Origin of the sequence: Brevundimonas sp. MEB006b (genome assembly GCF_030209705.1) — a bacterium.
In the GTDB taxonomy this organism is placed as follows: domain Bacteria; phylum Pseudomonadota; class Alphaproteobacteria; order Caulobacterales; family Caulobacteraceae; genus Brevundimonas.
Window position 1 is genome coordinate 73448 of the sequence record NZ_JARVRL010000003.1, and the last position, 18107, is coordinate 91554.

Sequence of the window (18107 nt, forward strand, 5' to 3'; positions counted from 1 at the left end):
GGCGCTGATCAGGCTGGGGAGGCCGCAATGCCGAGAAAGTTCCTCGTCGTCGTCGATGACAGTCCGGAGTTGGAGGCCGCCCTGCGGTTCGCCTCGCGCCGGGCGAAATCGACGGGCGGGCGCGTGGTCATGCTGCGCGTCCTGCCGACCGACAGCGACGCGCACTGGTCGGGCGTGCGCGAGGAAATCGAACGCCAGCAGCGCCAGGAGGCGGAAATCCTGCTGAACCGCCTGGGCGAGGAGGCGCAGACCCGCTCCGGCGCCGCGCCGGTCTTCCTGATCGAAAAGGGCGACGCCCAGGCCGCGATCAAGAAGGTCGTCGCCGCCGATCCCGACATCAAGATCCTGGTGCTGGCCGCGGGAACCAGCTCGCGCGGCCCCGGCCCGCTGGTCTCGGCCATCATCAAACAGGGCGCGCAGATCGGCGGCCGCAAACTGCCCGTCACCATCGTCCCCGGCGAACTGACCGAAGACGAGATCGAAGACCTGGCCTAGCCCTCGGCCGGCGGCTGGGCGGCCCGCAGCTTGTCGCGCAGCGCCCCCAGGCCTTGGCGCAGGTCGGTCAGCGCTTCGGGTGTCATCTCGGTGGCGTCCAGCACCGACTGCGGCAGGCAGGCGGCCTCGACAGCCAACGCGCGTCCTGCATCGGTCAGGCTGACGCGCACCACCCGCTCATCCGCCCTGTCGCGCGCCCGCGTCACCAGCCCGGCCGCCTCCAGCCGTTTGATCAGCGGGGTCAGGGTATTGGATTCGAGAAACAGCTGCTCGCCCAGCCGGCCGACCGTCTGTTCGTCCTCACGCCAGAGCAGGGCCATGGCCAGGAACTGCGGATAGGTCAGGCCCATCCGGTCCAGCAGCGGCTTGTAGAACCGGTTAAACGCCAGGTTCGCCGAATAGGCGGCGAAACACAGCATGTCATCGACGGCCATGGCGGCGGGCGAGGGGGCGGGTGAGGTCATAGGCAGATAATAATCGCACGCGATACAATCGCAAGCTTGACGCCTCCTACCCGGCGCACTAAATCACGTCACGCGATTAAATCGCGCACGATGTTTACGACCTCCCGGAGCTGATCCCCATGTTCATCAACACCCTTTACCGCACCACCGCCGTCGCCACGGGCGGCCGCGACGGCCGCGCCGCCACCACCGACGGCGCCCTGGATGTCGCGCTGGGCACGCCCAAGGAGTTGGGCGGCGCCGGCGTCGGCAACAACCCCGAACAGCTGTTCGCGGCCGGCTATGCCGCCTGCTTCCTCGGCGCCATGAAGTTCGTCGCCTCTCAGGGCGGTTACGCCAAGGTGCCTGCCGACGCCGCCGTCAACGCCACGGTCGGCATCGGTCCGCGCAGCGACAAGGGCTTCGGACTTGAGGTGGCGCTGGAGGTCAGCCTGCCGGGCGTGGATCGCGCTGAGGCCGAAGCCCTGGTCGCCGAGGCGGATAAGGTCTGCCCCTATTCTCACGCCACGCGGGGCAATATCGCGGTGACCCTGACCGTCGCCTAACCCCTCGGGATCAGGCGCCACATCCGCAAGGGGTGGCGCACGGTCCCGGCCTCGGCCCCCGCGCGGTCGCCGCGACCCATATAGAGGTCGGCGCGCACCGGTCCGCGAATGGCTGATCCTGTATCCAGCGCCATGGCCAGACCGCGATAGCTGGCCGTGGCGCCGCGCAGATTGCCCCCGTCGGCCTCCAGCCAGACCAGTTCGCCATAGCGCCAGTGGGCCGGGTCGACCGCAATGGCCCGCCGCTCGGTCAGGGGCACGCCCGCCGCCCCCGCCGGGTGGCCGTCATCGTCCGGGTCCAGCCGGAAGAAGATGTAGCGTGGGTTCAGCGCCATGACCGCCTGCGCCTCATAGCCGCGGTGGCTGGCCAGCCAGTCCCGGATCGAGTCGCCAGAGGTGCCGTTCTGCGGCAACAGACCCTGCTGCGCCATCGGTCGGGCGATGCCCACGAAAGGCCTGCCGTTGTCGGCGGCATAAGCGGCGCGGCCGCGCGTGCCGTCCTCGAACGTCAGATAGCCCGACCCCTGGATCTGAAGAAAGAACAGGTCCTCGGCCCGCATCCAGGCCAGGGCCTGCTCGGGCCGAGCGGCGGATTCGATATAGGCCCGGTCGCCGGCCGCGCGTGGATTGGCGGGCTTGGGCAGGACGGGGGCCGAGAACTCGGCGTCCGGCCGTCGCCGCGCTGGATATTCGGGCGCGAAATAGGAGGTCAGCAGGCCCGGTCGCCCGTCCGGCGTCTGAGCCGGGATCGCGCTGAAGCTGGCCTCGAAGAAGGCGCGCGCCTGCGACGGCGTGATCGTCATTGTCGTCGCCATGGCCTTGGCGCGTCCGCAGACCCGGCGGGCGGCCTCGTCACGCGCCGCGCCGCACCCGTCCACATAGGCCCGGAAGGCGGCCAGATGGTCCTCCTGGCTCCAGCCCGGCAGCACGGCGGGGCTCAGGGCGTCGGACGGCGCGGGAAGCGGGGTCGGATTGGGCGATGGCGTATAGGGGATCGGCCCTGTCTGCGGCCCTGTCGTCCCCGTCGCGCCCGTCGGCGTCATCGGCCCGGTCGAACAGGCCGCGACAGCCAGGGCGGCCGTCAGCGTCGCCAGTCCGCCCGACCGGCCGCGAACCGCCATCAGGCGTTGGCCGGCTCGACGCGCGCCAGGACCCAGTTCGGGTCCGTCGCGCCCAGGGTGCGTTCGAAGGTCCAGTGTTCGGCCGTGCGGCGTTCCTCGACCAGCGGCTCGCCCGTCGTCGCGTCCGCCGTTTCGCCAGAGGCCTTGGTCACCCGACTGCGCAGTTCCGCCAGGAAACGCACCTTGGCCACGGCCTTGTCGCCCTCGGCGACTGCGCCTTCCAGATCGGCCCGGGGCGGATACAGGAACTCGACGGTCTCGGTCTCGCCGCGCGTCTCGCGCGCTGCGATGCCGGCCTCGAACGAGGCGAAGACGTTGGGCTTCAGCAACGGCTTCAGCGCGGCACGGTCGCCGGCGGCGTAGCCGCGGACGATGGTCTCATAGGCCTGGCGCGCGCCGTCCAGGAAACGGGCCGGGTCGAACGCCGGATCGCGCGCTTTCAGGCTGGCGATGGAGGCCAGGGTCGCCGGGTCGATCGCCGCGACCTTGGGCGCCTCGGCCTGGGCCGGGCCGGGCGGCGCGATCTTGGCGTCTTCCTGCGGCTGGCGGCCCACCCGCTTGCCCAGCACATTGTAGAGCTGGAACAGCACAAAGGCTGCGATGAAGGCGAAGACGACGACCTGGAACTGAACCGGCATGTTCAAGGGGAGATTCCTGTAGCGAACGACGGGTGCGCCAAACACTTAGTCTGGCGTGATTACGGGCTCATATAGGGTGAGGCAAGGCGAAGCGCGCGCCCAATCGCGCGCGCGACGTTGCGGCCAAGCGTCCCGGCATGGTAGTCGCGGCGCCTCATTCCGGCCTCATCGGCCCCAAACTGCGCCAAAGACCGTTTCATGACCGACGCCGCTCCTCCCGCCGAACAGCCCCAGCAAGGCGACGCCCAGCAGGGCCAGCCCGCCGGTCCCGGCTTCCGCATCCTGGCGCAATACGTCCGCGATTTCTCGTTCGAGAACCCGCGCGCCCCGGAATCCCTGCGCATCGACGGCAAGCCCGCAATCGACCTCGGCGTCGAAATGGCCGCCCAGGGGCGCCCCGACGGCCTGTTCGAACTGGATCTGAAGCTGTCGATCAAGGCGACCCACGAGAACCAGCCTGTCTTCCACGTCGAACTGGTCTATGGCGGCTTGTTCCAGCTGGCCAATGTCCAGGAGCAGGACATCGAGCCGCTGCTGCTGATCGAATGCCCGCGCTACCTGTTCCCGTTCGCGCGCGAGATCATCTCGGGCGCCACGGCCGACGGCGGCTTCTATCCCCCGTTCCAGCTGGACCCCATCGACTTCGCCGCCATCTACATCGCGCGCCAGCAACAGATCGCCCAGCAGCCGGTCGAAACCGGCCAGGCCTAAGCGCGCGACATGGTCGCCGCCGCGCGGCCTTCGCCTGATCCATCGAAAGCTGCGGGCGAGGACATCGTCCGCGGCATTCTTCTGCGCGTCGCCGCCGCGGGCTGTTTTTCGATCATGACGGCGACGTTGAAGCTGGCGTCGCAGGACGGTGTCGCGGCGCCGGAAATGCTATTCTACCGCGCCTTCTTCGGCCTGCCGGTGGTGCTGGCCTGGGTGCTGACCCAGCCGGGCGGGCGGTCGGCCCTGTCGACGCGCCGCCCCCTGGCCCATCTGGGACGCAGCGCCCTGGGCGTCGCGGCCATCCTGTGCCTGTTCCAGACGCTGACGCTGCTGCCCCTCGCCGACGCGACGACCCTCAGCTTCACTGCCCCGATCTTCGCCACCATCCTGTCCTTCTTCGTGCTGAAGGAGGCGGTCGGCCCGCGCCGCTGGGCCGCCGTTGCGGTCGGTTTCATCGGCGTGATCGTCGTCATGCGACCGGGCGTCGGCCATTCGGTCCTGCCGCTGGCGGGCGTGGCCTTCGCCCTGATCGGGGCGGTGCTGACGGCCGGCGTGACCATCACCCTGCGCCAGCTGCGCGACACCGAACACGTCGCCGCCATCGTCTTCTGGTTCTTCGTGGCCTGTTCGGTCGTGGGGGCGATCCTGCTGCCCTTCGTCGGCCATTGGCACGCGCTCGGCACCTTCGGCCTGCTGATCGGATCGGGCATCGCCGGCGGCCTGGCCCAGCTCTTCATGACCGCCTCGCTGCAAAAGGCCCCGGTCGCCGTGGTCGCGCCCTTCGACTATCTCCAGATCGTCGGCGCCATTGTCTTCGGCTGGTGGCTGATGGCCGCGACCCCAACCCTCACCACCCTGGCCGGCGCCGCCCTGATCGCCAGCAGCGGCCTCTACACCGCCTGGCGCGAACATATCCGCCGCAAGGCCAGCCTCATCCAGCCGACCGCGCCGCTGGTTTAGGGCGTCAGCGCCCCGTCGATCCGAAACCGCCGGTCCCGCGCTCGGTCTCGTCCAGCGTCTCAACCTCGATCCAGTCCGCGCGCTCATGCCGGGCGATCACCAGCTGGGCGATGCGTTCGCCGCGGCGGATGACGAAGGGCTCGGCGCCGATGTTGGCCAGGATCACGCCGCACTCCCCGCGATAGTCGCTGTCGATGGTGCCGGGAGCATTCGGGCAGATGATGCCGTGTTTCAAAGCTAGTCCCGAGCGCGCCCGCACCTGGGCCTCATACCCCAGCGGCAGGGCGATTTTCAGCCCCGTGGGCACCAGCGCCCGCTGACCCGGGGCCAGGGTCATCGGCTGATCCTCGGGTACGGCGGCGCGCAGGTCCATGCCCGCCGAACCGGCCGTCTCATAGGCGGGCAGGGGCAGACCTTCGGAATGTGGCAGACGCAGGATCTGGATCGGGGTCTGGGTCATTCGGGGACCTTGAAATGATCGGCGATGCGGGCGGCGACGGCCCGGGCGATGGCGGTCTTGGACTGGCGCGGCCAGGTCTCGGTCCGATCGGCGGTGACCAGCAGCACGGCGTTGCCGTCCGACCCGAACACATCGTCGGACACGTCATTGCCCAGAATCCAGTCGCAGCCCTTTCGCGAAAGCTTGGCGCGCGCATTGGCTTCCAGATCCGTCGTCTCGGCGGCGAAGCCGATGACCAGGGCCGGGCGGTTCGGACCGGGCGCGGCGACGCCGGCCAGGATGTCGGGGTTCTCGATCAGTGCCAGGGTCGGCGGGCCGCCGGGTCCCTTCTTGATCTTGCCGCCGGCGATGGTGTCCACGCGCCAGTCGGCGACGGCGGCCGACAGCACGGCGATGTCGGCGGGAAGGGCGCTCTGCGTCGCCGCCTGCATCTCCAGCGCGCTCTCGACATCGATCCGCGTCACGCCGGTCGGCGCCGCCAGCGCCGTCGGCCCCGACACCAACGTCACCTCGGCCCCCAGTTCGGCCAGGGCGGCGGCGATGGCGTAGCCCTGTTTGCCGCTGGAGCGGTTGGTCAGGCCCCGCACCGGGTCGATCGGTTCGAACGTCGGCCCGGCCGTGACCACGGCCTTGCGTCCCTTGAGCGGTTGTCCGGCCGCGCCTGCCAGCAGGCCCGCAATGGCCTCCAGGATCGCGGCGGGCTCCGCCATCCGACCCGGTCCGTATTCGCCGCAGGCCATCTCGCCGTCATCCGGCCCCACCACCGCCACGCCATGGAAGCCGGGAAAGGCCTTCAACCGCTGCATATTGGCCTTGACCGCCGGATGCTCCCACATCCGCACATTCATCGCCGGCGCCAGCAGCACCCGCTTGTCCGTCGCGATCAGGGTCGTCGAGGCCAGGTCGTCGGCCAACCCGTTCGCCGCCTTGGCGATCAGCCCCGCCGTCGCCGGCGCCACCACCACCAGATCGGCCCAGCGCGACAGCTCGATATGCCCCATGCTGGTCTCGTCGTCCGGGTGGAACAGGCCCGACCGCACCGGATGGCCGCTCAGCGCCGCCAGCGACAGGGGCGTCACGAACTCGGCCCCGGATTCGGTCAGTATCACCCGCGTCTGCCCGCCTGCCTTGGCGATCAGCCGCACCAGCTCCAGCGCCTTATAGGCCGCGATGCCGCCGCCCACGATCAGCAGGATCTTGCGGTTCGAAAGGAGGCGATTGTCCATGCCCACGGTCTAGCCGCCGCGCGTGACGCCGTCGAGACGAGAACATTGCACGAACAATAAAGTTGTGCTTTCGTCGCGTCCAGCGGGTATCTGGAGAAAAGAATGAGAATGCTGACGAGGGGAGGGGCCGCGCTGGTCCTGTGCGGTCTGCTGGCGCTTGCCGGCTGCGACAACAGTTCGGCGGTCGAGACGCGGGATCGTACGGCGAGCGCCGAACCTGTCGCCCTGACGTCCATGCCGGCAACAGGCGAAGAGGCCGCAACGCCACAGGAAAAGCCGGTCCTGACCGCCAATCGGCGCGAAACCGTCGACGCCAAGATCGCGCGTCTCTATGACCGCAACGGCGCAGACTTCGGCGCACGCTCGGCCGAGGATTATCTAACCAAGGTCACGGCTTTCACGACAAAGCCTCCGCGCGACGCCGAGACCGTCAAACGGCCCAACGGCGACACCCTGATCTATCAGGCCTCGACCAACACCTTCGCCGTGGTGGCCCGCAACGGGTCACCCCGCACCATGTTCAAGCCGACGACGGGCGCCGACTACTGGGCCGAGCAGAAGGCGGCGGCGCCCACCTTCGGCCAGCGTCGCCAATCGACGGGCGCGGCGGGCTGATATAGAGGGCGGGCTTCCAATGAGGATCTCGCCCCATGTCCGATACGGCCGAACCCAAGACCCCGCTGCTGAAGACCGCCCTGATCTATGATTTCGACGGCACCCTGGCGCGTGGCAATATGCAGGAGGTGTCCTTCATCCCCTCCGTCGGCATGGGCATCGGCGCCTTCTGGGAAGAGGCCGAGCGCCTGACCAAGGACGCCGACGGCGACGGCATCCTGATGTACATGCAGCTGATGCTGCACCACGCGCGTCAGAACGGCGCCCCGGTGACGCGCGAGACCCTGCGCCAGCACGGCGAGGCGGTGGCTCTGTTCGAGGGGCTGAAGGATCTCAGCTGGTTCGACCGGATGAACGCCTTCGGCGCCAAATACGGGCTGGAGATCGAGCATTACATCATCTCCGCCGGACTGGAGGAAATGATCGACGGCACGCCGATCCGCCCCGCCCTGACCCACGTCTTCGCCTCCCACTACGTCTATGACGACAAGGGCGAGGCGGCCTGGCCGGCGGTCGGCGTCAACTACACCACCAAGACCCAGTATCTGTTCCGCATCAACAAAGGCGTGAAGAACCACTGGGAGCACGAACGCATCAACCACTTCATCCCCGACGACGAGCGCGCCGTGCCTTTCGACCGGATGATCTTCATCGGCGACGGCGACACCGACGTGCCGACCATGAAGATGATGCACACCAAGGGCGGCTTCTCGATCGCCGTCTATGATCCGCGCTCGAACGAGCGGGATCAAAAGAAGGTCTATTCCCTGATCTCGGAGGACCGGGTGAACTTTGTCGCCGCCGCCGACTATCGCGAGGGATCGGCCCTGGACCTGATCGTCAAGGGGCTGGTGGGCCGCATCGCCATCAACGCCGGCTCCATGCCCGCCGACACGGCGGACTAATCAGGCCGATCAGCGCCCGCCGGCCCTCAGCCAGGCGTCGCGCGCGGGCATCAGCCGCGCCGGCGCCAGGCCTCTCAGCGACTTGGCCCCGGTCTGCCTCAGCCCGGCCTCCTGCCCGCGCTGCCAGACGACGGTGGCGGGATAGGCGACGCCCGCAGCCACATCGACCACCACGACCTCGCGCGGCAAGGCCCCGCCTCTGTCCAGCCGTAGCTTCATCCCCGCGTCCGACAGATCGACGATCAGACACGCCGTCTCCAGACCGGGCGCGCAGATGACGCCGCGCGCGTTTGCGGGCCGGCGCGCGCCCATGCGGCGGTCGGGCTCGACGGCGGGCTTGGATCCAAACAGGCTCATGGTCCGATAACGCACAGATGCGGCTCAGGCGCCAAGCCCGCCTTCAAGGCGGCGAACCCCTCGTTTCCGGTCCAGAGCGACGATCATGTCGGCCTCCACGCCGCCCGTCATCATATGCCGGCTCAGGCGCTCGTAATGCTGGATGAAGACCGCCAGGGCCGCGCGTCGCTCGCGCGATACGACGTCCTGCCCCACCAATCCCGCCTCCTGCTCGCAGCGCCAGTCCAGCACGACATCGAACCCCGGCGCCTTCAGAAAGATCAGGGCGTCCAGCCGCGCGCGCAGGCGGAGGTAGGGCTGGCTCAGCGCTGCATTGACCGCCCTGCGCCATTCGCCCCCGACATCCTTCTGGGCTTCCAGGGCGTTGATCGGCGCAACCAGGTCCGCCTCGGCCTGCGGCGTCGCGCCCAGGCACCATCCCTCCAGAACGATGACCCGCGGCCGACCCTTCACGACAGGCCAGTCCGCCTCGGCCGCCCGGTCGTCGGCCAGCTTGTCGAAACGCGGCAGAGGCGTCAGATCGTCCGGCCCCGCCCCCTGCAACCGATCCAGCAGACGGTTCAGAAGCCCCAGGTCATGCGTCCCCGGTGGCCCGCGCGTGGCGAACAGCGGATGCACTCGCGCCGCCATCGCCGCCCGCTCCGCCTTGGTCAGATAGACGTCGTCCAGCGACAGGCTCGCCCCGCCGAACCGCTCGGCGACAGCTTTGGCCAGGGTCGATTTTCCCGAACATTGCGAACCAGCGATCCCCAGGACCGGCGGCGGACTGTCCTGGCCCATCGCTTCGGTGCGCTGGTCGATCCATCGGCCGATCCTGTCGATCAGCCGCGCGTCGATCATCTCAGTGCTGGTTTTCCGGCAACCGCACGATCAGGCCGTTCAGGGCGTCCGACACCCGGATCTGGCACGACAGGCGGCTGTTCGGCTCGACCTCTTCGGCGAAGTCCAACATCGATTCTTCCATGGCCGACGGCTTGCCCGTCGCCTCGCGCCAGGCGTCGTCGACATAGACATGGCAGGTCGCGCAGGCGCAGGCCCCGCCGCAGTCCGCGTCGATGCCCGGCACATTGTTGCGGATCGCGCCTTCCATGACGCTCAGCCCCGGCTTCACGTCGACGACGTGCTCGGTTCCGTCATGCTCGATATAGGTGATGCTGGCCATGCGCCGCTCTTAAACGAGGCGGCGCCGGAGGCAAGGCCCCCGGCGCCGGATACTCAGGCCGCCTTCTTGCGGCTCGGCGCGACCATCAGCTTCTTGGTCTCGGCGATGGCCTTGGCCGGGTTCAGACCCTTGGGGCAGACCTGGGCGCAGTTCATGATCGTGTGGCAGCGATACAGTTTGAACGGGTCTTCCAGGTCGTCCAGGCGCTTCTGGGTCGCGTCGTCGCGGCTGTCGGAAATCCAGCGATAGGATTGCAGCAGCGCCGCCGGGCCCAGGTACTCTTCCTGGTTCCACCAGTAGCTGGGGCACGAGGTCGAGCAGCAGGCGCACAGGATGCACTCGTACAGGCCGTCCAGCTTCTCGCGTTCGGCCGGGGTCTGCAGACGTTCCTTCTCGGGGTCCGGCTCGTCCGATTGCAGATATGGCTGGATCGAGTCGTACTGGGCGTAGAACAGGCTCAGGTCCGTCACCAGGTCCTTGACCACCGGCTGGTGGGGCAGGGGGGAGATGGTGATGTTGTTGGACGCGCATTCGTCCCAGCCCTTGGTGCAGGCCAGGGCGTTGCGCCCGTCGATGTTCATCGAGCACGAGCCGCAGATGCCCTCGCGGCACGAGCGCCGGAACGACAGGGTCGGATCGATGGTGTTCTTGATGTGGATCAGGGCGTCCAGCAGCATCGGGCCGTGGTCGCCGGTCGGCACCTCATAGGTGTCCCAGCGCGGATCGGCGTCGGTCTCCGGATCGTAGCGATAGACCTTGTAGGTCTTCACGTCCTTGGAGCCCGGCGCGGCCTTGTGGACCTTGCCGGTCGTCGGCTTGGAGCCTCTGGGCAGAGTAAGCTGGACCATCTTAGTAAACCCGCGCCTTCGGTTCGATATACGCGATGTCGTCGGACATGGTGTAATTGTGGACCGGACGATAATCGATCTGGACCTGCTCGCCCGGACGCTTCCACGCCAAGGTGTGCTTCATCCAGTTGACGTCGTCGCGATCAGGATAGTCCTCGCGGGCGTGGGCGCCGCGCGATTCCGTGCGGTTCAGGCCGCCCTCGATGGTGACCATCGCCTGGGCTATCAGGTTGTCGTATTCCAGCGTCTCGATCAGGTCCGTATTCCAGATCAGGCCGCGATCGGTGGTCTTGATGTCGGCGCCGGCCGCCTCGATGGCGCGCAGCTTGTCGGTGCCCTGCTGCAGGGTCTCGCCGGTGCGGAACACCGCGGCATCGGCCTGCATCGCGCGCTGCATCGACAGACGCAGCTCGGCGGTCGGGGTCGAGCCGTCGGCGTAGCGGAAGCGATCCAGGCGGGCCAGGTGCTGGTCGGTCTGGCTCTTGGAGGCCGATGGCACGGCCGAGGCCTTGTCGACGACTTCACCGCAGCGAAGGCCGACGGCGCGGCCGAACACCACCAGGTCGGTCAGGGAGTTGGAGCCCAGGCGGTTGGCGCCGTGCACCGAAACGCACGCCGCCTCGCCCACGGCCATCAGGCCCGGAACCACGCTGTCGGGGTTGCCGTCGCGCAGCGTCAGGACTTCGCCGTGATAGTTCGTGGGGATGCCGCCCATGTTGTAGTGGACGGTCGGCAGGACCGGGATCGGCTCCTTGGTCACATCCACGCCGGCGAAGATCTTGGCCGACTCCGAGATGCCTGGCAGGCGCTGGTGCAGGATCTTGGGATCCAGGTGGTCCAGGTGCAGGAAGATGTGGTCCTTGTTCGGACCCACGCCACGGCCTTCACGGATTTCGATAGTCATGGAGCGCGAGACCATGTCGCGCGGGGCCAGGTCCTTCACGGTCGGCGCATAGCGCTCCATGAAGCGCTCGCCTTCCGAGTTGGTCAGATAGCCGCCCTCGCCGCGCGCGCCCTCGGTAATCAGGCAGCCGGCGCCATAGATGCCGGTCGGGTGGAACTGTACGAACTCCATGTCCTGCAGCGGCAGGCCGGCGCGCAGCACCATCGCATTGCCGTCGCCGGTGCAGGTGTGGGCCGAGGTGGCGCTGAAATAGGCGCGGCCGTATCCGCCGGTCGCCAGCACCACCATCTTGGCGCGGAACTGGTGAAGCTGACCATTGTCCAGTTGCAGGGCCGTCACGCCGGTGCAGGCGCCGTCCTGCATGATCAGGTCCAGTGCGAAATACTCGACGAAGAACTTCACTTCCCGGCGCACCGACTGGCCGTACAGAGTGTGCAGGATGGCGTGGCCGGTGCGGTCGGCGGCGGCGCAGGTGCGCTGCACCGGGCCTTCGCCGAAGTTGCGGGTCATGCCGCCGAAGGCGCGCTGATAGATCTTGCCTTCTTCGGTGCGGCTGAAGGGCACGCCCCAGTGTTCCAGCTCATAAACGGCCTTGGGCGCGTTACGGACCAGATATTCGATCGAGTCCTGGTCGCCCAGCCAGTCCGACCCCTTGACGGTGTCGTACATGTGCCACTGCCAGCTGTCCTCGCCCATGTTGCCGAGCGAGGCGGAGATGCCGCCCTGGGCCGCGACGGTGTGCGAGCGGGTGGGGAAGACCTTGGTCACGCAGGCGACCTTCAGCCCCTGCTGGGCGGCGCCGAGCGCGGCGCGAAGGCCCGAGCCCCCGGCGCCGACGACGACGACGTCGTATTCGTGATCGATCAGTTCGTAAGCGGCCATCAGTTAATCAGGCTCCGAAACCAGCGGGCAGCGGCGCCGAACCCAGCGCCAGCCGCACGATGAAGAAGACGCTGGCGGCGGCCAGCACCAGGAAGACGACGTTCAGCAGCAGAACCAGAAGGCCGCGCGTTCCGACGTTGGGCACGTAGTCTTCCAGAATGACTTTCCAAGCCAGGCTGACGTAGCCGAAGAAGATCACGGCGGTGATCGCCATCAGGACGGCGTTCAGCGGATTGGCGAACCACGCCATCGCCGCGTCATAGCCGGCGCCCGCCAGGGTGAAGCCGGTCGAGGCGACCCACAGGCCCAGCGGCAGCAGGGCCACCAGCAGGATGCGCTCGATCAGCCATTCACCGGCGCCGTGACGCTCGGAGACCTTGACGTTGTTCTTGAACTTTGCGGCGCCGCTCACAGCGAAACCCTCCCCGTGGCGAACAGCACGACCCAGAACAGCACGGCCAGCGGGATCGGCCCCCACACGGCGATGTTCGACAGGGCGGTCGCCGACTTCACCGTCAGCCCGTTGCCGGTGTCGTTATAGGTATGACGCGCGCCGTTCAGGATGAAGGAGAACAGCACGACCGTCAGACCGAAGAAGACCAGCAGGCCCAGCGGCGATCCGGCCAGATCGAGCGCGCTCTGGAACGCCTCGGGCCCGAACGCCAGCGCACCCAGCCAGGCCAGGACGAACAGCACGCCGACCGTGGCGGCGATGATCGTCGCGCGGAACAGGATCGAGGCCGTCATGGTGACGTGCCAGCGCCACACGCCCATGTGGGGCGACAGCGGCGCGATATGTCCGTTCGGTTGAGTGACGAAGCGACCCGTCCGGTCGCTTGAGGCGCCACCCGGCGTCGGGTTGGGCTGGTTCATGCGAATGGTTCTCAAAAGCGAATGAATTCAATCGCCGTGTGCGGTTGCGAAGGCTTTTGTGACCCTGTGGGGCCGGTGTCAACGCACAGACCCCCAGATCGACGGATTGTGCGGTTTACGTCGGTTCCATCACGACGGATCACGTTTGCGTTCAGGGCCAGTTCGACGGCTAGGCGACGCGCCGGACGATTTGGCAGGGTGGGCTCATGTTGCTGCTCGCCCTGATGTCCGCCGTCGCCCTGGAGCCCGCCATTCACACGACCGGTCTCCTGGACGCGACGCCGGAAACCTATCGCGCGCCGGCCGTCCGCCCCTATCAGCCGCCGTCCCGTTTCGGGCGCGAAACGGCCGAGGGGGACGCCGCGACCGACCTGCATCGCCGTTCCCTGACGGCCCCGGTTGCGGTCGACGACTACGCCGGCGACTATGAGTTCAGCCCCTCCGACAGCCAGACCACCTACGACCAGGGCGTGGCCCAGGCCGCGATCGACGCCGAAGCCGCAATGGGCCCGCTGGACGGCCGCTGGCGCATCGCCCAGCCGGACGGAAAACCCTTGCTGTCGCTGTCCCTGACTGACCGGGGCGAGGGCCGTCGGGTCGAGGGCGCCTGGCGAAGTCTGGACGCGCCGGCCGGGATCGACCGAATGGGCTTCGCAGGCCCGGTCTCGACCCAGGGCGAGGTCGTCATCATTCCCCTGTCGGAGGGCGAACTGCGTCTGCATGCGGCGGCGAACGGCTGGGCCGGAGAATGGGTTCAGGACGGCCGCGCCCGTCCTATCACGGCGACCCGTCCAGGCTGATCTCGCCACCTCTGATCTCGCCAGCGTCTATCCGCCACCCTATATGTAGCGAATGACCCAGCCCCGTTCCGTCCTTCGCCTGCACCCCGCCCATCGCGACGACATCGGCGACCTGACCACCCGCCGTCCGGTTCCCGGCCCCGGCCTGGACCAGGTCGATCCCTTCCTGTTCCTGAACCACCACGGGCCCCAGATCTATGCGACGGGCAACGCCGGCCTGCCGTTCGGCCCGCACCCGCACCGGGGCTTCGAGACCGTCACCTTCATTCTGGACGGCGAGCTGGCCCACAACGATTCCGGCGGCGGCGAGAGCATCATCAAGGCGGGCGGGATTCAGTGGATGACCGCCGGCTCAGGCCTGATCCACGCCGAACTGTCCCCGGCCGCCTTCAAGCGCGACGGCGGGCCGATGGAGATTCTGCAGCTGTGGGTCAACCTGCCGTCGCGGCTGAAGATGACCAAGCCGGACTATGTGGGCCTGCAGAAGTCCGACATCCCGACCTTCACCACCGAGAACGGCGTCACGGTCGAGCCGGTCTCCGGCGACTGGCTGGGCGTCAAGGCGCCGATCCAGTCCCTGATCGACATCCATCTGGCCGTCGTGCGCCTGCCCGCCGGTGCGACGTTCGAGACGCCCGTCGCCCGTGGCCGCAACGTCTTCCTCTATGGCGTCAAGGGCGAGATCGCCGTCGCCGGAACCCCCGCCCCGCAATGGAACCTCGCCGCCCTGTCCGACGGCGATGCGGTCCGGATCACGGCGACCACCGACGCCGTGGTGCTGCTAGGCCATGCCGATCCCATCGGCGAGCCGGTCTTCAGCCACGGCCCCTTCGTCATGAACACCCGCGACGAGATCATCCAGGCAATCCAGGATTACCAGTCCGGCAAGTTCGGTCCGCCCCCGAGGGTGTGAAGCGGGCGCTTTCGTCTCCTCCCTGCTTTGCGGGGAGGTGGCGCGGCGCTTCTTCAGCGCCGTGAAGAAGGGGCTCTTCGGAGCGTCACCGATCAAGGGACGTGAGGCGGCACAACCCCTCCACCGCTCAGCGGTCCCCCTCCCCGCAAAGCGGGGAGGAGACATCGTCTTCTCTGGGGCGCGCGCCTCTCCCCGCGCAGATGATGCGCTCCCCGCCAAAACCCTATATGACGCCGGTTCCTAGCGACCGCCCGAGCCGAAGACCGCATATGCCCAGCCTGAACGAGATCCGCGCCACCTACCTCGACTATTTCGCGGCGGACGGCCACGCCAAGGTCCATTCGGCCCCGCTGGTGCCGCAGAACGATCCGTCGCTGCTCTTCGTCAATGCGGGCATGGTGCCGTTCAAGGACTATTTCACCGGAGCCGCCAAGCCGCCCTATCCGCGCGCGACCAGCTCGCAGAAATGCGTCCGCGCCGGGGGCAAGCACAACGATCTGGACAACGTCGGCTATACCGCCCGCCACCTGACCTTCTTCGAGATGCTGGGCAACTTCTCGTTCGGCGACTACTTCAAGGAACACGCCATAGAGAAGGCGTGGAACCTGGTCACCCAGGACTTCGACCTCGACCCCAAACGCCTGCTGGTCACCGTCTATATCGATGACGACGAGGCCGCCGCGATCTGGAAGAAGGTCACCGGCTTCTCCGACGACAAGATCATCCGCATCGCCGGCTCGGACAACTTCTGGGCCATGGGCGACAGCGGTCCCTGCGGGCCCTGCACCGAAATCTTCTGGGACCACGGCGACAAGATCGCCGGCGGCCCTCCCGGCTCGCCGGACGAGGACGGCGATCGCTACGTCGAGATCTGGAACAACGTCTTCATGCAGTATGAGAAGGAGAACGATCAGATCGTTCGCAACCTTCCCAAGCCCAGCGTGGACACCGGCATGGGTCTGGAGCGGATGACCACCGTCCTCCAGGGCGTCCATTCGGTCTTCGAAACCGACCTGTTCAAGACCCTGATCGCCGCCTCCGAAGACGCCACCGCGACCAAGTCGGACGGCGATCAGGCCGCCAGCCACCGCGTCATCGCCGACCACCTGCGCTCGTCGTCCTTCCTGATCGCCGACGGCGTCACCCCGTCGAACGAGGGCCGCGGCTATGTCCTGCGTCGGATCATGCGCCGCGCCATGCGCCACGCCCACCTGCTGGGCGCCGCCGATCCCCTGATGCACCGTCTGGTCCCGACCCTGGTGGCCCAGATGGGCAACGCCTATCCCGAACTGGCCCGGGCCCAGCCCTTCATCGAGGATACGCTGAAGCAGGAAGAGATCCGCTTTCGCACCACGCTCGGCCGCGGCATGGCCCTGTTCGACACGGCGGTTCAGGGCTTCCGTCCCGGCGACATGCTGGACGGCCAGACGGCCTTCACCCTGTCCGACACCTACGGCTTCCCGCTGGACCTGACCCAGGATGAGGCCCGTCGTCGCGGCTTCTCGGTCAATGTCGACGGCTTCGAGGCCGCCATGGCTGAGCAGCGCCAGCGGTCGCGCGAGAACTGGAAGGGCTCGGGCCAGACCGCCAACACCAACGAATGGCTGGCGATCCGCGACCGGATGGGGCCGACCGTCTTCACCGGCTATGACAATATCGAAGGCTCGGGCGAGGTCCTGGCCCTGATGAACGCCGGCGCGCCGGTCGAAACGGCCGAGGCCGGCGACATCGTCGAAGTATTGTTCGACACCACCCCCTTCTACGCCGAAAGCGGTGGCCAGGCCGGCGACCACGGAACCCTGGAATGGCCGGGTGGCGAGGCCGAGGTCATCGATGTGCGCAAACACGCCGGCGACCTGCATGTCCTGGTGGCCCAGGTCACGGCCGGCAAGCTGGAGATCGGAACCCGCGCCGCCCAGCTGGTGGACGCTGAAAAGCGCCGCACCAGCCGCGCCAACCACTCCGCCGCCCACCTGCTGCATACGGCGCTGAAGAATGTGCTCGGCCCCGCAGTCGCCCAGAAGGGTCAACTTGTCGACGCCGAGCGCGCCCGTTTCGACTTCAGCCACGGCGCCCCGCTCACCGAGGCCGAACTGTCCGCCATCGAGACCGAGGTCAATGCCGTCATCCGCCAGAACGTCCCGGCGGAAACCAAACTGATGGCGCCGCAGGAGGCGATCGAGGCCGGCGCCATCGCCCTGTTCGGCGAGAAATACGGCGACGAGGTCCGCGTCCTGACGCTGGGTCGCTCGCTGGTCAGCGACAACGCCCCCTATTCGGTCGAACTGTGCGGCGGCACCCACGTCGCCCGCACCGGCGACATCGCCCTGTTCAAGATCGTTCAGGAAACCGGCGTCGCCGCCGGCGTGCGCCGCATCGAGGCCCTGACCGGCGAGGCCGCGCGGCAGTATCTGCTGGCCCAGGCTGGCGTCGCCCGTTCGCTGGCCCAAAGCTTCAAGGTCCAGACCGCCGACGTCCCCGCCCGCGTCGACAGCCTGACCGCCTCGGTCAAGTCGCTGGAGAAACAGGTCGCCGAGCTGAAGAAACAGCTGGCCCTGGGCGGCGGCTCGGGCGCCGCGTCCGCGCCTGAGGAGATCAACGGCGTCAAGCTGATGGCCCGCGTGCTGGACGGCGTGGACGGCAAGGGTCTGCGCGGCGTCGCCGAGGACTTCAGAAAGCAGGTCGGAACCGGCGTCGTCGCCCTGATCGGCGTCACCGAGGGCAAGGCGGCGGTCACCGTCGCCGTGACCTCGGATCTGATCGACCGCGTCAACGCCGCCGACCTGGCTCGCGCCGCCGTCATCGCCATGGGCGGCCAAGGCGCCGGCGGCAAACCCGACTTCGCCCAGGGCGGCGCCCCCGACGGCTCCAAGGCCGAAGACGGCATGGCGGCGGTTCGTGCGGCGCTGGCGTAAAAATACGATGACCTTCTCCCGTTGGGAGAAGGTGGCCCAAAGGGCCGGATGAGGGTCGGCCGGCGGACCATGTCGCACCAGCCGACTCTCACCCTTTCGCGCAAGTACGATCGCTGCGCGCTCATGCGCTCAAGCCCTCTCCCAAAGGAAGAGGGTAATCCATCGCAATTTCGAACCTGACAGCCTTGCAACTCAGCGGCTTAGCCGGCCGCAGCGTCCGCTTCCTGAGCATGCCGCAGAGACGGCCTATACTCTGCGCTCACCACAGAGGAGGCCGCGCACCCAAGGCAAAGCGCACCAATTGCACCCACTT

At 67.9% G+C, this 18107-nt stretch carries 21 protein-coding genes; 9 read left to right on the forward strand and 12 right to left on the reverse strand.

The window, feature by feature from the left end:
- The first annotated feature begins 27 nt into the window (after window positions 1-27).
- Window positions 28-495, forward strand: coding sequence for a universal stress protein (locus QRN13_RS05185; RefSeq protein ID WP_284877093.1), 468 nt, complete (start codon window positions 28-30; stop codon window positions 493-495).
- On the opposite strand, the gene QRN13_RS05190 is transcribed toward QRN13_RS05185, so the two are convergent.
- A complete protein-coding gene (locus QRN13_RS05190) occupies window positions 492-959 on the reverse strand; it encodes a MarR family winged helix-turn-helix transcriptional regulator (protein WP_284877094.1) in 468 nt (155 codons plus the stop codon). The two genes, QRN13_RS05185 and QRN13_RS05190, sit on opposite strands and share 4 nt — an antisense overlap.
- A gap of 125 nt (window positions 960-1084) precedes the next feature.
- Between QRN13_RS05190 and QRN13_RS05195 the strand changes: the two genes are divergently transcribed.
- Window positions 1085-1504, forward strand: coding sequence for an organic hydroperoxide resistance protein (locus tag QRN13_RS05195; RefSeq protein WP_502868579.1), 420 nt, complete (start codon window positions 1085-1087; stop codon window positions 1502-1504).
- Here the strand turns inward: QRN13_RS05195 and QRN13_RS05200 are convergent.
- Window positions 1501-2625, reverse strand: a complete 1125-nt coding sequence (locus QRN13_RS05200) for an MltA domain-containing protein (protein ID WP_284877097.1) — start codon at window positions 2623-2625, stop codon at window positions 1501-1503. The genes QRN13_RS05195 and QRN13_RS05200 overlap by 4 nt on opposite strands.
- A complete protein-coding gene (gene timA, locus QRN13_RS05205) occupies window positions 2625-3263 on the reverse strand; it encodes a TIM44-related membrane protein TimA (protein ID WP_284877133.1) in 639 nt (212 codons plus the stop codon). Before timA ends, QRN13_RS05200 begins: the two co-directional genes overlap by 1 nt.
- A 198-nt stretch (window positions 3264-3461) precedes the next feature.
- Between timA and secB the strand changes: the two genes are divergently transcribed.
- Both secB and QRN13_RS05215 read left to right on the forward strand, forming a co-directional pair.
- Window positions 3462-3974, forward strand: coding sequence for a protein-export chaperone SecB (secB, locus tag QRN13_RS05210; RefSeq protein ID WP_017505358.1), 513 nt, complete (start codon window positions 3462-3464; stop codon window positions 3972-3974).
- A gap of 9 nt (window positions 3975-3983) precedes the next feature.
- Window positions 3984-4934: a DMT family transporter gene (locus tag QRN13_RS05215; RefSeq protein WP_284877098.1), complete on the forward strand. Its 951-nt coding sequence runs from the start codon at window positions 3984-3986 to the stop codon at window positions 4932-4934.
- A gap of 4 nt (window positions 4935-4938) precedes the next feature.
- Here the strand turns inward: QRN13_RS05215 and dut are convergent, their stop codons facing one another.
- On the reverse strand, window positions 4939-5394 hold the full coding sequence (dut, locus tag QRN13_RS05220) for a dUTP diphosphatase (protein ID WP_284877099.1): 456 nt from the start codon (window positions 5392-5394) through the stop codon (window positions 4939-4941).
- Window positions 5391-6620 carry a bifunctional phosphopantothenoylcysteine decarboxylase/phosphopantothenate--cysteine ligase CoaBC gene (gene coaBC, locus QRN13_RS05225; protein WP_284877100.1) on the reverse strand — a complete coding sequence of 410 codons (1230 nt, stop codon included), beginning with the start codon at window positions 6618-6620 and terminating at the stop codon, window positions 5391-5393. The genes dut and coaBC overlap by 4 nt, the downstream gene beginning before the upstream one ends.
- Window positions 6621-6722: 102 nt before the next feature.
- Here coaBC and QRN13_RS05230 point away from each other — a divergent pair, with 102 nt between their 5' ends.
- Together QRN13_RS05230 and QRN13_RS05235 are read left to right on the forward strand one after the other, a co-directional pair.
- Window positions 6723-7235, forward strand: coding sequence for an S-type pyocin family protein (locus QRN13_RS05230; protein ID WP_284877101.1), 513 nt, complete (start codon window positions 6723-6725; stop codon window positions 7233-7235).
- 35 nt (window positions 7236-7270) lie between these two features.
- On the forward strand, window positions 7271-8140 hold the full coding sequence (locus QRN13_RS05235) for an HAD family hydrolase (protein ID WP_039246730.1): 870 nt from the start codon (window positions 7271-7273) through the stop codon (window positions 8138-8140).
- A 9-nt stretch (window positions 8141-8149) separates the two neighbouring features.
- Here QRN13_RS05235 and QRN13_RS05240 read toward each other — a convergent pair whose 3' ends face one another.
- The 7 genes from QRN13_RS05240 to sdhC are packed head-to-tail and all read right to left on the reverse strand — an operon-like array spanning window position 8150 to window position 13166.
- A complete protein-coding gene (locus QRN13_RS05240) occupies window positions 8150-8512 on the reverse strand; it encodes a PilZ domain-containing protein (RefSeq protein WP_271042222.1) in 363 nt (120 codons plus the stop codon).
- Between the two features lie 9 nt (window positions 8513-8521).
- A complete protein-coding gene (locus QRN13_RS05245; protein ID WP_284877102.1) occupies window positions 8522-9337 on the reverse strand; it encodes a kinase in 816 nt (271 codons plus the stop codon).
- 1 nt (window position 9338) lies between these two features.
- Window positions 9339-9659 (reverse strand): 2Fe-2S iron-sulfur cluster-binding protein, encoded by a 321-nt coding sequence (locus QRN13_RS05250; RefSeq protein ID WP_017506647.1) that lies wholly within the window; start codon window positions 9657-9659, stop codon window positions 9339-9341.
- Between the two features lie 53 nt (window positions 9660-9712).
- A complete protein-coding gene (locus QRN13_RS05255) occupies window positions 9713-10507 on the reverse strand; it encodes a succinate dehydrogenase iron-sulfur subunit (protein ID WP_055755116.1) in 795 nt (264 codons plus the stop codon).
- 1 nt (window position 10508) lies between these two features.
- Entirely contained in the window at window positions 10509-12293 is a 1785-nt protein-coding gene (gene sdhA, locus QRN13_RS05260) for a succinate dehydrogenase flavoprotein subunit (RefSeq protein WP_284877103.1), read from the reverse strand.
- Between the two features lie 7 nt (window positions 12294-12300).
- Window positions 12301-12705 carry a succinate dehydrogenase, hydrophobic membrane anchor protein gene (gene sdhD, locus QRN13_RS05265; RefSeq protein WP_174086837.1) on the reverse strand — a complete coding sequence of 135 codons (405 nt, stop codon included), beginning with the start codon at window positions 12703-12705 and terminating at the stop codon, window positions 12301-12303.
- The gene (sdhC, locus tag QRN13_RS05270; protein WP_017506653.1) at window positions 12702-13166 is read right to left on the reverse strand and encodes a succinate dehydrogenase, cytochrome b556 subunit; all 465 of its coding nucleotides are present in this window, start codon (window positions 13164-13166) and stop codon (window positions 12702-12704) included. The genes sdhD and sdhC overlap by 4 nt, the downstream gene beginning before the upstream one ends.
- 206 nt (window positions 13167-13372) lie before the next feature.
- On the opposite strand from sdhC, the gene QRN13_RS05275 reads away from it, so the two are divergent.
- The 3 genes from QRN13_RS05275 (at window position 13373) to alaS (ending at window position 17794) form a co-directional block, all read left to right on the forward strand.
- A complete protein-coding gene (locus QRN13_RS05275; protein WP_284877104.1) occupies window positions 13373-13966 on the forward strand; it encodes a hypothetical protein in 594 nt (197 codons plus the stop codon).
- A gap of 52 nt (window positions 13967-14018) precedes the next feature.
- Window positions 14019-14879 carry a pirin family protein gene (locus tag QRN13_RS05280; protein WP_284877105.1) on the forward strand — a complete coding sequence of 287 codons (861 nt, stop codon included), beginning with the start codon at window positions 14019-14021 and terminating at the stop codon, window positions 14877-14879.
- Window positions 14880-15148: 269 nt separating this feature from the next.
- A complete protein-coding gene (alaS, locus tag QRN13_RS05285; protein WP_284877106.1) occupies window positions 15149-17794 on the forward strand; it encodes an alanine--tRNA ligase in 2646 nt (881 codons plus the stop codon).
- Window positions 17795-18107 lie beyond the last annotated feature (313 nt).

What these genes read in the sequence shown, in the direction of transcription:
- QRN13_RS05280 (WP_284877105.1), top strand. Translation starts at nt 14,019, where the DNA reads ATGACCCAGCCCCGTTCCGTCCTTCGCCTGCACCCCGCCCATCGCGAC.
- QRN13_RS05235 (WP_039246730.1), top strand. Translation starts at nt 7,271, where the DNA reads ATGTCCGATACGGCCGAACCCAAGACCCCGCTGCTGAAGACCGCCCTG.
- QRN13_RS05250 (WP_017506647.1), bottom strand. Translation starts at nt 9,659, where the DNA reads ATGGCCAGCATCACCTATATCGAGCATGACGGAACCGAGCACGTCGTC.
- sdhC (WP_017506653.1), bottom strand. Translation starts at nt 13,166, where the DNA reads ATGAACCAGCCCAACCCGACGCCGGGTGGCGCCTCAAGCGACCGGACG.
- sdhA (WP_284877103.1), bottom strand. Translation starts at nt 12,293, where the DNA reads ATGGCCGCTTACGAACTGATCGATCACGAATACGACGTCGTCGTCGTC.
- coaBC (WP_284877100.1), bottom strand. Translation starts at nt 6,620, where the DNA reads ATGGACAATCGCCTCCTTTCGAACCGCAAGATCCTGCTGATCGTGGGC.
- QRN13_RS05190 (WP_284877094.1), bottom strand. Translation starts at nt 959, where the DNA reads ATGACCTCACCCGCCCCCTCGCCCGCCGCCATGGCCGTCGATGACATG.
- secB (WP_017505358.1), top strand. Translation starts at nt 3,462, where the DNA reads ATGACCGACGCCGCTCCTCCCGCCGAACAGCCCCAGCAAGGCGACGCC.
- QRN13_RS05230 (WP_284877101.1), top strand. Translation starts at nt 6,723, where the DNA reads ATGAGAATGCTGACGAGGGGAGGGGCCGCGCTGGTCCTGTGCGGTCTG.
- QRN13_RS05245 (WP_284877102.1), bottom strand. Translation starts at nt 9,337, where the DNA reads ATGATCGACGCGCGGCTGATCGACAGGATCGGCCGATGGATCGACCAG.
- QRN13_RS05275 (WP_284877104.1), top strand. Translation starts at nt 13,373, where the DNA reads ATGTTGCTGCTCGCCCTGATGTCCGCCGTCGCCCTGGAGCCCGCCATT.
- QRN13_RS05185 (WP_284877093.1), top strand. Translation starts at nt 28, where the DNA reads ATGCCGAGAAAGTTCCTCGTCGTCGTCGATGACAGTCCGGAGTTGGAG.
- QRN13_RS05200 (WP_284877097.1), bottom strand. Translation starts at nt 2,625, where the DNA reads ATGGCGGTTCGCGGCCGGTCGGGCGGACTGGCGACGCTGACGGCCGCC.
- dut (WP_284877099.1), bottom strand. Translation starts at nt 5,394, where the DNA reads ATGACCCAGACCCCGATCCAGATCCTGCGTCTGCCACATTCCGAAGGT.
- QRN13_RS05215 (WP_284877098.1), top strand. Translation starts at nt 3,984, where the DNA reads ATGGTCGCCGCCGCGCGGCCTTCGCCTGATCCATCGAAAGCTGCGGGC.
- alaS (WP_284877106.1), top strand. Translation starts at nt 15,149, where the DNA reads ATGCCCAGCCTGAACGAGATCCGCGCCACCTACCTCGACTATTTCGCG.
- QRN13_RS05255 (WP_055755116.1), bottom strand. Translation starts at nt 10,507, where the DNA reads ATGGTCCAGCTTACTCTGCCCAGAGGCTCCAAGCCGACGACCGGCAAG.
- timA (WP_284877133.1), bottom strand. Translation starts at nt 3,263, where the DNA reads ATGCCGGTTCAGTTCCAGGTCGTCGTCTTCGCCTTCATCGCAGCCTTT.